At 73.0% G+C, this 12,080-nt stretch carries 11 protein-coding genes; 4 read left to right on the top strand and 7 right to left on the bottom strand.

From position 1 onward, the window contains the following. Positions 1-129: 129 nt before the first annotated feature. Together OO54_RS23010 and OO54_RS23005 are read right to left on the bottom strand one after the other, a co-directional pair. A complete protein-coding gene (locus OO54_RS23010; RefSeq protein WP_234439391.1) occupies positions 130-843 on the bottom strand; it encodes a carbon-nitrogen hydrolase family protein in 714 nt (237 codons plus the stop codon). Positions 844-875: 32 nt separating this feature from the next. Further along, positions 876-1,793: a LysR family transcriptional regulator gene (locus tag OO54_RS23005; protein WP_051787114.1), complete on the bottom strand. Its 918-nt coding sequence runs from the start codon at positions 1,791-1,793 to the stop codon at positions 876-878. 49 nt (positions 1,794-1,842) lie between these two features. On the opposite strand from OO54_RS23005, the gene OO54_RS23000 reads away from it, so the two are divergent. Next, positions 1,843-2,643 carry an NAD(P)-dependent oxidoreductase gene (locus OO54_RS23000; RefSeq protein WP_033205980.1) on the top strand — a complete coding sequence of 267 codons (801 nt, stop codon included), beginning with the start codon at positions 1,843-1,845 and terminating at the stop codon, positions 2,641-2,643. A gap of 133 nt (positions 2,644-2,776) precedes the next feature. Here OO54_RS23000 and OO54_RS22995 read toward each other — a convergent pair whose 3' ends face one another. Then, positions 2,777-3,370 carry a TetR/AcrR family transcriptional regulator gene (locus OO54_RS22995; RefSeq protein WP_033205979.1) on the bottom strand — a complete coding sequence of 198 codons (594 nt, stop codon included), beginning with the start codon at positions 3,368-3,370 and terminating at the stop codon, positions 2,777-2,779. Positions 3,371-3,527: 157 nt separating this feature from the next. Here OO54_RS22995 and OO54_RS22990 point away from each other — a divergent pair, with 157 nt between their 5' ends. Next, positions 3,528-5,999 (top strand): glycoside hydrolase family 3 protein, encoded by a 2,472-nt coding sequence (locus OO54_RS22990; protein WP_033205977.1) that lies wholly within the window; start codon positions 3,528-3,530, stop codon positions 5,997-5,999. A gap of 57 nt (positions 6,000-6,056) precedes the next feature. Here OO54_RS22990 and OO54_RS22985 read toward each other — a convergent pair whose 3' ends face one another. Further along, entirely contained in the window at positions 6,057-6,938 is an 882-nt protein-coding gene (locus tag OO54_RS22985) for an SGNH/GDSL hydrolase family protein (protein WP_033205975.1), read from the bottom strand. Positions 6,939-7,197: 259 nt separating this feature from the next. Between OO54_RS22985 and OO54_RS22980 the strand changes: the two genes are divergently transcribed. Both OO54_RS22980 and OO54_RS22975 read left to right on the top strand, forming a co-directional pair. Next, positions 7,198-7,692, top strand: a complete 495-nt coding sequence (locus OO54_RS22980) for a DUF3145 domain-containing protein (protein WP_033205972.1) — start codon at positions 7,198-7,200, stop codon at positions 7,690-7,692. A 69-nt stretch (positions 7,693-7,761) separates the two neighbouring features. Continuing rightward, on the top strand, positions 7,762-9,303 hold the full coding sequence (locus OO54_RS22975; RefSeq protein WP_033205971.1) for an outer membrane protein assembly factor BamB family protein: 1,542 nt from the start codon (positions 7,762-7,764) through the stop codon (positions 9,301-9,303). A 54-nt stretch (positions 9,304-9,357) separates the two neighbouring features. On the opposite strand, the gene fabF is transcribed toward OO54_RS22975, so the two are convergent. From fabF to OO54_RS22960, 3 genes are all read right to left on the bottom strand, one after another. Further along, complete coding sequence (gene fabF, locus OO54_RS22970) at positions 9,358-10,620, bottom strand: beta-ketoacyl-ACP synthase II (RefSeq protein WP_017239145.1); 1,263 nt, start codon at positions 10,618-10,620, stop codon at positions 9,358-9,360. A 79-nt stretch (positions 10,621-10,699) separates the two neighbouring features. Then, positions 10,700-10,966, bottom strand: a complete 267-nt coding sequence (locus OO54_RS22965; RefSeq protein WP_033205970.1) for an acyl carrier protein — start codon at positions 10,964-10,966, stop codon at positions 10,700-10,702. A 65-nt stretch (positions 10,967-11,031) separates the two neighbouring features. Beyond that, positions 11,032-12,063, bottom strand: coding sequence for a ketoacyl-ACP synthase III (locus OO54_RS22960; protein ID WP_033205969.1), 1,032 nt, complete (start codon positions 12,061-12,063; stop codon positions 11,032-11,034). Between the last annotated feature and the right edge of the window lie 17 nt (positions 12,064-12,080).

Genomic DNA, 12,080 nt, shown 5'->3' with positions numbered 1-12,080 from the left:
GGCGGGGCGCCGTCATGGACCGGGGGTTCCGTGACGGCGTTCCGGAGCCGGGCGGCCGTATGTCCCACGGCCGCCCGGCTTCCGCGCGGGCCGGTCCGCTTCCGAGTGGACCGGCCCGCTCCCGTGCGCTCAGCCGACCTCGGCGAGCACGAAGCCCGGAGCGGCGTCGCCCGCGTCGGCGATCCGCTCGCCGTCCGGGCCCCAGGCTCCGGCCCGGCCGGCGCCCACCCCGTCCTCGTTGGGTCCCAGGACGTTGCCGAGGACCACGTACAGGCCGAAGTCGCGGGCCCGCGCCGGGTACACCTCGTCGAACGAGTCGTTGTCGGCGGACAGCACCGAACTCGCCAGGTACACCGCGCAGCCGTCGGCCGCCGCCCGCGCGGCCAGCTCGGGGAAGCGGTTGTCGTAGCAGGTGGCCGTGGCGAACCGGACCCCGTCGAGCGTGAACCGCCCGTCGACGGCGCCCGGTTCGAAGACCTCGGCCTCGACCCCGTACAGGTTCCGCTTGTCGTAGCGGGCGAGGAGCGAACCGTCCGGACCGATCACGAGCGTGGTGATCCCGACCCCCGTCCCGCCGGTGCGCACCGGTCCGTTGACCACGGCCGCCGCGCCGGCGGCCCGGCACGCCTCCCGGACGGGGGCGAGGCGGGGGTCGTCCTCGGTGAGGACCAGGCCCGGGGTGTCCCGGATCAGGGAGGGCTCGTACCCGGTCAGGCAGAGCTCGGCGAAGACGACCACGCGGGCCCCCTCCGCTCCGGCCGCCCGTACCAGACCGGCGATCGTACGGACGTTGGCGTCGATGTCCCCGGCGACCGGGGCGAACTGGGTGGCTGCGGTGATCACGGCGGCCATCATCCCGCGCCCCTCTGTAAGGGTCAAGATCGGGTCGGGGGTATTAGTTCGTCGGCCGTCTCGCGCAGCAGGCCGAGGAACGCGGTCGCCGCCACCGTCGGGGCGCTCGGCGCGGCCGCGCAGATCCGGCGATACGGGACGTCGTCCGGGTGGATCGTGACGAGCGCGACGTCCCGGCGGACCGAGGCCGCCGCGAGCGCCGGCACCAGCGTGACCCCGAGGCCCGCCGCGACCGCCCCCAGCTTGGCGATCCAGTCGTGCGCGAGCAGCCCGGTGCGCGGCCGGAACCCGGCGGCGACGGCCGGACGGAAGAGGGTGTCCTCCAGGCGCTCGTGGCCCACGATCCACTCCTCGTCGGCGAGTTCGGCCAGCCGCACCGCCCGCCGCCCCGCGTGCGGATGCCCCTGCGCAAGGGCCACCAGCATCGGCTCGTCGAGCAGGTGGTGCAGCGTCACACCCGGCGGCGGGGGAGCGGCGGGCGCCGGACCGACCACCGCGAGGTCCTCCTCCCCGGCCGCGACGAGCCCGAGGTGCTTGACCGACGGCCCCTCGACGCGCGTGACCACGACCCCCGGATGCCGCGCGCGGAACGCGGCCTGCGCACGCGGTACGAGGGAGGCGGTGGCACTGGAGAAGGCCCCGAGCCGCAGCAGTCCGCCGTCGAGCGTGCGCAGCGAGGCGAGTTCGGCCCGGGCGGCGGCCAGCCGGTCCCGTACCGCCTCGGCGTGCGGAAGCAGCACCCGGCCCGCCTCCGTGAGCCGTACCCCGCGCGGCAGCCGCTCGAACAGCTCCGCCCCCATCTCGTCCTCCAGGGACTGGACCTGGCGGGAGACCGCGGACTGCGTGTAGCCGAGGGTGTGGGCGGCGGCGGTGAAGGAACCCGCGCGGGCGACGGCGAGGAACGCCTCGTACAGACCATGCGAGACATGCATGGCTGCCATGCTAGACATTCGCTTGTCGCATGAATCTGGCGGTCCTAGCGTCGAGGGCATGGAGAACACCGCCCCGCAGAAGATCGCCTTCATCGGCCTCGGATCCATGGGCCTGCCGATGGCCCGCCGGCTCCTCGACGCCGGACACCCCCTGACCGTCTGGAACCGCACGCCCGCCAAGGCCGACCCCCTCGTCGCCGACGGAGCCGTCCTCGCCACGAGCCCCGCCGAGGCCGTCCGGGACGCCGACGTCGTCGTCACGATGCTCTCGGACCCGGCCGCCGCGCTCGCCGTCGCGGACCTGCTGATCCCGGCGCTGCGCCCCGGCACCCACTGGATCGACACCTCGACGGTCGGCCCGGACACCGTCACCGCCCTGGCCGCCCGGCTCCCCGACGGGGTCACCCTGATCGACGCGCCCGTCATGGGCAGCGTCGACCGGGCCGCCACCGGTGAGCTCCTGATCCTCGCGGGCGGCGACACCGCGCCCGTCGCCGCCGTCCTCGACCGGCTCGGCGCCACCACCCCGTGCGGCGGGCCCGGTACGGGCGCCGCGCTGAAGCTGGTCCTCATCAACGCGGCCATCGGCGGGGTCGCCCTCGTCGCCGAGGCCCTCACGCTCGCCGGCGCCCTCGGCCTGCCCCGCGACCTCGCGCTCCGCACCCTCGGCGCGGGCCCCCTCGCGGGAGCCGTCGGGCGGGCCACCGCCACCGGCTCGTACTTCCCGGTCGCCCTGGCCGCGAAGGACGTCGCCCTGGCGACCGCGCTGGCGAAGCTGCCCCTCCTGGAGGCCGTCCACTCGGCCCTGACGGAGGACCCGGCCCTGCTGGCGGAGGACCTGGCGGCGGTCGCCGGCTAGGGGGTGCCGACGGCGGAGTGCTCGGCCGGCTTGAAGCGGTCCTCGGGGGCGTCGAGCCGTTGGACGCGGTCCAGGTCGAGCTTCGCGGCGGACGCGTCCGGAAGGTCCCGCCCGGCTCGCCGGGTAGGCGGCTCTACGTTCCGGACGGGCCCTGGCTCTGCTCCTCGCCGCCCCGGAGCAGGCGCAGGAAGTCGCGGAAGGCGCCCGGCATGTCCACCGCCGAGGGGTCCAGGAGCCACTGGTACTGGAGGCCGTCCATGACCGCGGTGAGCAGCGGGGCCGCCTGCTCCGGGGTGAGGCCCCCGGCCAGCCGGTCGCCGAACTCGAGCCGCAGTACGTCCGCCATGTTGGCTCTGACCTGCGCGTACCGTTCGGTGAAGAAGGTCCGTGCGGGGTGTCCGTCGGTGACGCTCTCGCCGAGCAGTGCGGAGAAGGTCTGTACGATCCCGGGCCGCATCGCGTTGTACTCGACGAGGGATTCCAGCAGGTCGAGCCGCCAGCCCTCACGGTCCCGGCCGCCGCTGGTGTCCCAGCGGTCGCGCTCCTCCAGGACGGCGACGAGCAGCGCCTCCTTCGTGGGGAAGTAGTGCAGCAGCCCCTGCTGGGTCAGCCCGACGCGCTCGGCGACGGAGCCGAGGGTGGCCCCCCGGTAGCCGCGCTCGGCGATCACTTCGAGCGCGGCGCGCAGGATGTCCGCGCGCCGCTCCTCGCTCCTGGCCCGCACCATCGCCGTGGCCTCCTCTCGCAGGTTCGTCCGACAGGACGGTACCCCTTCGCCCACCTCTGGAAGTAACTAACTCATAACGTAACCTACCGATCTACAGGTAGGTGGGTGCACGATGGGCGCATCGGGGTCATCGGTACGTCAACGAGGAGGTACGGCCATGGCGGAGACCAGCGCGGAGACCGTGAGGAACGCGGCCGTCGAGGCGGCGCTCGGCAAGCTCGACCTGGACGCCAAGACGCGGCTGCTCGGCGGCCAGGACATGTGGTCCCTGCCCGCCCTGCCGGAGATCGGCCTGAAGTCCCTGGTCATGTCCGACGGGCCCATCGGCGTCCGCGGCGTCCGCTGGACCGCCGACGACCCGTCCGTCGCCCTGCCGTCCCCGACCGCGCTCGCCGCCGCCTGGGACCCCGCGCTCGCCCGCCGGGCCGGCCGCCTCCTCGCCCAGGAGGCCCGCCGCAAGGGCGTCCACGTCCTCCTCGCGCCCACGGTCAACCTGCACCGCACCCCGCTCGGCGGCCGTCACTTCGAGGCGTACAGCGAGGACCCCTTCCTCACCGGCGCGATCGGCACCGGCTACGTGCGGGGCGTCCAGGACGGCGGCGTCGGCACCACCGTCAAGCACTTCGTCGCCAACGACGCCGAGACCGACCGCTTCACCGTCGACAACAAGGTCGCCCCGCGCCCGCTCCGCGAGGTCTACCTCGCCCCCTTCGAGGCCATCGTCGAGAACGCCCACCCGTGGGGCATCATGACCGCCTACAACCAGGTCAACGGCGTGACGATGACCGAGCACCACCACCTCGTCAACGAGGTCCTGCGCGGCGAGTGGGGCTTCGACGGCTGCAACGTCTCCGACTGGGTGGCCGCCCGCTCCACCGTCGGCGACATCGAGGGCGGCCTCGACGTCGCCATGCCCGGCCCCGACACCGTCTACGGCGAGGCCCTCGCCGCCGCCGTCCGCGCCGGCGAGGTCGAGGAGTCCACCGTCGACACCGCCGTGCGCAACGTGCTGCGGCTCGCCGCCCGCGTCGGCGCCCTCGAAGGCGCCCCGCCGGTCGTCACCGAGCACCCGGCCGCGATCGACGGCGACGCCCTCGCCCGCGAGATCGCCCGTCGCGGCTTCGTCCTCGTACGGAACGAGAACGCGGCCCTGCCCCTCGCGGCCGGGTCCACCGTCGCCCTCTCCGGCGCCGCCGCCCGCGACGCCCGCGTCCTCGGCGGCGGCTCCGCCCAGGTCTTCCCCGACCACGTCGTCTCCCCGCTCGACGGCCTCACCGGCGCCCTGCCCGACGGAGCCCTGACCTTCACGGTCGGCGCCGACCCCAGCGAGGAGCTCGTACCCGCCGGCTCCGTCTCACCCGGCTTCGTCCTGCGCGCCCGCTGCCGCGACGCCGAGGGCCGGCTCCTCGGCGAGGGCTCCCTGCCCAACGGCCAGGTCCAGTGGATCGGGAACGACCTGCCGGCCGGCGTCACCCACGACACCCTCGCCTCCGTCGAGGTCGTCGGCACCTTCACCCCGCGCGAGACCGGCGAGCACTCCTTCGGCACCCGCGGCCTCGGCGCCTACACCCTCTCCGTCGCCGGCGAGACCGTCTTCGACGGCGTCCAGGCGATGGGCCCCGAGACCGACCCCTTCGAGGCCTTCTTCGGCTCGCCGGTCGAGCGCGCCAAGGTCGCCCTCACCGCCGGCGAGACCGTCGAGGTCTCCCTCCTGCACACCCTCGACAAGGAGTTCGCGGCCCCGTTGCCGGCCGTCATGTTCTCCTTCGTCCACCTCGGTCCGCGCCGTGACCCCGACGAACTGATCGCCGAAGCCGTCGAGGCCGCCCGCGCCGCCGACACCGCCGTCGTGGTCGTCGCGACCACCGAGCGCGTCGAGTCCGAGGGCTTCGACCGCAAGGACCTCGCCCTCCCCGGCCGCCAGGACGACCTCGTACGGGCCGTGGCCGCCGTCAACCCGAACACCGTCGTCGTGGTCAACGCCGGCTCCCCGGTCGAACTGCCCTGGCGCGAGGACGTGGCCGCGATCCTCCTCGGCTGGTTCCCCGGCCAGGAGGGCGGCGCCGCCCTCGCCGACGTCCTCACCGGCGCCGAGGAGCCCGGCGGTCGCCTCCCCACCACCTGGCCCGTCGCCCTCGCCGACGCCCCCGTCACCGAGGTCACCCCCACCGACGGCGAACTCGACTACGCCGAGGGCGTCTTCATCGGCTACCGCGCCTGGGACAGGGCCGGCGCCGTCCCCGCGTACCCCTTCGGCCACGGCCTCGGCTACACCACCTGGTCGTACGACTCGCTGATCGCGACCCCGGACAGGGTCACCGTCCGGGTCGCCAACACCGGCGACCGCCCCGGCCGCGAGGTCGTGCAGATCTACCTCGCACCCGTGGCCCCCGAGCCGGACGGCGCGCGGAGCACCACCGTCGAGCGGCCGGTCCGCTGGCTCGCCGGCTTCGCGAGCGTCGAGGCCGCCCCCGGCGAGAGCGTCGAGGCCTCGATCGCGCTGCCCCGCCGCGCCTTCGAGATCTGGGACGAGGAGAAGGGCGACTGGACCCTCGTCACCGGCGCCTACGAGGTCGTGGCCGCCCACTCCCTCTCGGATGCCCGCCTGACGACCGCCCTCGACATCTGATCCCGGGCGTCCTCACGACCGGCCCCGGGGCGGCACCTGACAACCGCCCCGGGGTCCTCACTCCTTCGTGATCCGCCGGTACGCCAGCTCCGCGAGCCGCGCCTGCCCGTCCTTGCTCGGATGGAACCAGTCCCAGGGGCTCAACTGACCGCCGTCGAACCGGAAGCCGAACACCGCCCCGCCGTCGTACCGGCAGCGCGCGTCCCCGGCGCAGACCTCCTCCAGGACCCGGTTGTACGCCACCACCCGGTCCCGCACCTCGGCCCGGCGCCGCTCCGCCGCGGGGCCGAGGTCCTCGGCGTCCGCGAGCATCGAGCCGCAGATCCCCAGCTTCCACACCTGGACGCCGACCGGGCTGACCCGCCCCGTCGACCAGAGGTGCCGCAGGTCCGGCACGCTCGACACGTACACCTGCGCCTTCGGGGCGCCCGCCCGCAGCCGGGCCAGCGCCGTCTCGAAGGAGGCGCGGAAGTCGGCGACCGGGGTCATCAGGCCGGGCGTCGGCCGGCAGGCGTCGTTCGCGCCCATCATCACCGTCACCAGCTCGGGCTTCTCGGCCGCCGCCCCCGCCATCTGCTCCGGAAGTTCCGCCATCCGGGCGCCCGTCCGCGCCAGGTTCCAGCTGTGGGTGGCCACCTTCGCCGGGCCGAGCAGCCGCAGCGCCAGGCTGTTCACCGCGGCGTCCGTCCCGGTCGCCCAGGACACCTCGGGGCAGTCCGCCAGGACCGAACACGCGTCGAAGGCGCGGGTGACGGAGTCGCCGACGGCCGCGACGGAGGCGGGGGAGACGTCCCACAGGGGCTCCGCCTTCGGTGCCGGTCTCGCCGAGGGGACCTTCGCCGCCGGCTCCACGGCCGTGCAGCCGGCGAGTGCTCCCGCGCACAGCAGCGCCGCCGTCGTGGCGGCGGCAGCGGTACGGAATCGGCGTCGGCCGCGCATCCCCGGCCCCTCCTTCGGCGTCCTCGCGAGTGAAAGCTTCGTGTTCACCCGCCCCCGGACCGACCGTACGTCACACCGACGACGGTGCGGCACGGTAGCTTTTCCCCCGTCGAACCAGAGGTACCTTTGCCGACCGGCTCCGGTAAATTACATCACGTCACTTCCTGTCCCCTTTTTGACGGTTTGTGATGTTTTACTCCTGATGCTGTTTACTGAGGCCGCTGGGAAAGGCGAACCTCGTCCCACACTGGAGGTCCCGGTGACGACACGTGGAGTCCTGTACGTTCACTCCGCACCGCGCGCGCTCTGCCCGCACGTCGAATGGGCGGTGGCGGGCGTCCTCGGTGCGAGGGTCCAGCTCGACTGGATCCGCCAGCCGGCGTCCCCCGGCACCTGGAGAGCCGAGTTCTCCTGGCAGGGCCAGACCGGCACCGCCTCCAAGCTCGCCTCCGCGCTGCGCGGCTGGCAGATGCTCCGCTTCGAGGTCACCGCGGAACCCTGCCCCACCGCCGAGGGCGAGCGCTACAGCGCCACCCCCGACCTGGGCATCTTCCACGCCGTCACCGGCATGCACGGGGACATCCTGATCCCCGAGGACCGGCTGCGGGCCGCCCTCGCGCGCTCCCTCCAGGGCGAGACCCAGCTGGAGGCCGAGGTCGCCAAACTCCTCGGCAAGCCCTGGGACGACGAACTGGAACCCTTCCGGTACGCGGGCGAAGGCGCCCCCGTCCGCTGGCTGCACCAGGTCGTCTGACAGCCCTTCACCGACACGCTGTAGATTCCCGCCCGGGCGCGCAGGGGGTGCGCCGGAGGGGGTTGAGAGATGACGCGTGACGGTGTGTCCGGCGCCTTGTTCGGCGCCGCGACGGTCTTCCTGGCAGCGGGGGTGCTCGGCGGCTCCTGGCCCACGGGCCGGGCCGCGGCCGTGTGCGCCCTCGTGTGCGCGGCGCTGGGGGCCACCGTCCTCGCGGCCCGGCGCGGCCGCCGTACCGCCCCGGAGGTCCGGGACGCGGCACCGCTCCCGAGCTCCGGCACGAACGACACCGACACCCGCGCCCCGCGCACCGGTCCCGACAAGACCGACGCCGAACCCCGTACCGCGGCGTCGGGACGGGCCTCGATCGTGGCCGCGGCCGCGGTGTGGACGCTCGCGCTGATCGCCGCCGGCGTCTGGGTCGACGACGACGGCGACGACACCGAGGCGACGGGCAAGGCGCCCGCGAAGCCCGCGCCCACCGCGTCCCTCGACACCCGGCCGGCCGTCGCGTGGTCGATCCCGGGTGTGGGCCAGAACCACGACAGATCGGTCGGCTTCTGGGGTCTCGGCTCCGCCGTCGCGCAAGGCCGGATCGACGGACTCTTCGCGTACGACGGCACCGACGGCCACGTCCGGTGGGGCGTGGCCGCACCCACCCGCGAGGCCCTGTGCGCCATGACCCCGGACGTCGAGGAGGGCGTCGGGCTCATCGCGTACGGCCGCCACGACAAGCCCTGCGCCACCCTGCTCGCCGTCCGCGTCTCCGACGGCAAGGTCCTGTGGAAGCGGAACCTCGGCGGAGAGGGACTCGTCGAGGGCACTCTCGCCGTCGGCGGCACCACCGCGCTCAGCGCCGAGGAAGGAGTCGTCCGGGCCCGCTCCACCGAATCGGGTGAGCAGCGCTGGCAGCGCGCGGTGCCCAAGGACTGCGAGACCCTGGCGGTCGACGCCGACGCCACCCGTACCCTGCTCGCCGAGCAGTGCGGCAAGGGCGCTCGGCTCCTCGCCCTCGACACCCGTACCGGCGCACAGCGGTGGACCCGCGACCTGCCCGTCGAGTCGGACGCCACGGCGGCGGTGGTCTCCGTCTCCCCGGTCGTCCTCGCGGTCGACGAGGCGGACAAGCGCGGCACCCACGCCTTCCTGGTCTTCGACGACAAGGGTGCGCCGACCGTGACCGTGCCCCTCTCCGGGGCCGAAGGGATCCTCTCCGCGCCCGAAGGCGTCGCCGCACAGGACTTCCTCCGGCCCGTCGTCCGAGACGGCCTCCTCGTCACTCTCGCCCAGCGGGAGTCGATGGTGCCCACTTACGCCGTCGCGTACTCCCTGGAGGACGGCCGGAAGGCGTGGTCGTACCACGCGGAGAGCCAGACGATGGCGCTCGCGGTGGAACCCGACGGCCGCATCGCCGTGCTCGAGAACCACGGCTCGGGCCGGATCGCCCTGCTCGACCGCGCCACCGGCAAGGTCGCCACCCGCGTCGAACCCGACACCGGCAAGACCGTCGGCATCTCCATCTACCCCGAACTCGTCCCCGTCCCCGACGGGCACGTCGTCCTCAACCAGATCCTGATGCAGGCGGAACCCGCGGCCTACGCCCTCCGCTGACCCATGCGAAAGGCCCGCCCCGGACGGGGGCGGGCCTTTAGCGTGAGCCGTGGATCAGACGGTGCGGAACGCCAGGACGACGTTGTGGCCGCCGAAGCCGAAGCTGTTGTTGATCGCGGCGATGGTGCCCTGGGGGAGCTCGCGGGGCTCGCCGCGGACGATGTCCGCCTCGACGTCGGGGTCGAGTTCGTCGACGTTGATCGTCGGCGGGGCGAGGCGGTTGTGGAGCGCCAGGACGGTGGCGACGGTCTCGATGCCGCCGGCGCCGCCGAGGAGGTGGCCGGTCATCGACTTGGTCGCGGAGATCGCGACGTGGTCGAGGTCGTCGCCCAGGACCTTCCGCAGCGCCTTGATCTCGGCGACGTCGCCCTGCGGCGTCGACGTGGCGTGCGCGTTGAGGTGGACGACCTCGGACGGCTTGAGGTCCGTCGAGTCGAGCAGGTTCTGCATCGCGGCGGCGATGCCCCGGCCGGTCGGCTCGGGCTGCGCGATGTGGTGGCTGTCGGCCGACAGGCCCTGGCCGAGGACCTCGCAGTAGATGCGCGCGCCGCGCGCCCTCGCGTGCTCCTCGGACTCCAGGATCACGACGCCCGCGCCCTCGCCGAGCACGAAGCCGTCACGGCCGGTGTCGTACGGGCGGGAGGCCTTCGTCGGCTCGTCGTTGTTCTTGGACATCGCCATCATGTTGGCGAAGGCGGCGATCGGCAGCGGGTGGATCGCGGCCTCGGTACCGCCGGCGATGACCACGTCGGCACGGCCGGTACGGATCATCTCGACGGCGTAGCCGATCGCCTCGGCACCCGACGCGCACGCGGAGACCGGGGTGTGGACGCCCGCCCGGGCGTTCACCTCCAGACCCACGTTGGCGGAGGGGCTGTTCGGCATGAGCATGGGCACGGTGTGCGGAGAGACGCGGCGGACGCCCTTCTCCTTCAGCACGTCGTACTGGTCGAGCAGAGTCGTTACGCCGCCGATGCCGGAGGCGATGACGGAGCCGAGCCGCTCGGGCACGATCTTCTCGTCCTCGCCGGCGGGGGCGGTGTAGCCCGCGTCGGCCCACGCCTCGCGGGCCGCGATCAGCGCGAACTGCGCCGAGCGGTCCAGCTTGCGGGCCAGCGGGCGGGGCAGGACGTCACCGGGGTCGACGGCGGCCGTCGCGGCGATCTGCACGGGCAGTTCGGCGAAGCGCTCGCCCTCGAGGGGCTTGACGCCGGAGCGTCCCGCGAGCAGACCTTCCCAGGTCGACGCGGAGTCGCCACCCAGCGGTGTGGTTGCGCCGATACCGGTAACGACCACGGTGCGATTGGTCGAGTTCACAGGAATTCGTTCTCCATGTGTGTGATGGTCGGAATACGGCGCCACCGCCGGGTGGCGTACCGAGTCAACAAGGGCCGATTCAGCCCTTCGAGATGCCGCCGTCCTGGTGCTTCAGGATGTAGTCGGCAGCGTCGCCCACCGTCTTGAGGTTCTTGACGTCCTCGTCGGGGATCTTGACGTCGAAGCGCTCTTCGGCGGCGACGACGACCTCGACCATGGACAGCGAGTCGACGTCCAGGTCGTCGGTGAAGGACTTGTCCAGCTGGACGTCCTCGGTCGGGATACCGGCGATCTCGTTGACGATCTCGGCGAGACCCTCGACGATCTGCTCCTGGGTGTGAGCCATAGTGGCGCTCCTTCTTGCGGTTACTTCGGTAAAAAAAGGGGGGCTTCCGGAAGGATCCGGTGTGCCTAGGGGAGAGTAACGACCGTCGCGGCGTAGACGAGACCCGCCCCGAAGCCGATGACGAGCGCGGTGTCGCCGCTCTTCGCCTGCCCGGTCGCCAGGAGCCGCTCCATGGCGAGCGGGATCGAGGCGGCCGAGGTGTTGCCGGTGGTCTCCACGTCACGGGCGACCGTGACGTGCTCCGGCAGCTTCAGAGTCTTCACCATCGAGTCGATGATCCGCATGTTCGCCTGGTGCGGGATGAAGACGTCGAGGTCGTCCGCCGTGATGCCGGCGGCGTCCAGCGCCTGCTGGGCGACCTTCGCCATCTCGAAGACGGCCCAGCGGAAGACCGCCTGACCCTCCTGCGTGATGGCGGGGAACTTGACCTCGCCCTGCTCGTTGAGCGGCAGCTTCGAGACGTCGCCCACGCGGAAGTCGTTCCACGGGACGGTCTGCTTGATCGTCTCGGACTTGTCGCCCTCGGAACCCCAGACGGTCGGGCCGATGTGCGGCTCGTCCGAGGGGCCGACGATCACGGCGCCGGCGCCGTCGCCGAACAGGAAGGCCGTCGCGCGGTCCTCCAGGTCGGTCAGGTCACTGAGCCGCTCCACGCCGATGACGAGGACGTACTCCGCCGAACCCTCGACGATCATGCCCTTGGCGAGCGTCAGGCCGTAGCCGAAGCCCGCGCAGCCGGCGGAGATGTCGAACGCGGCCGGCTTGCCCGCGCCCACCTTGTCGGCGATCTCGGTGGCGACGGCCGGAGTCTGCTTGAAGTGCGAGACCGTGGAGACGATCACGGCACCGATCTGCTCGGCGGTGATACCGGCGTCCGCGATGGCCTTGCCCGAGGCCTCCACCGACATCGCGGTGACGGTCTCCTCCGGCGAGGCCCAGTGGCGGGTGGAGATGCCGGAGCGCGAGCGGATCCACTCGTCGGACGAGTCGATCTTCTCGAGGATCACCTCGTTCGGCACGACCCTGGTGGGGCGGTAGCCGCCGACACCGAGGATCCGCGCATACGGGGCGCCCTTGCTGGGCTTGATCTTCGACATGCTTCTCGACACTCCTT

Source organism: Streptomyces wedmorensis, assembly GCF_000716445.1.
Taxonomy (GTDB): Bacteria; Actinomycetota; Actinomycetes; order Streptomycetales; family Streptomycetaceae; genus Streptomyces; species Streptomyces wedmorensis.
Note: the sequence above shows the minus strand (reverse complement) of the source record. Positions and strands in the feature narration are given on the sequence as shown.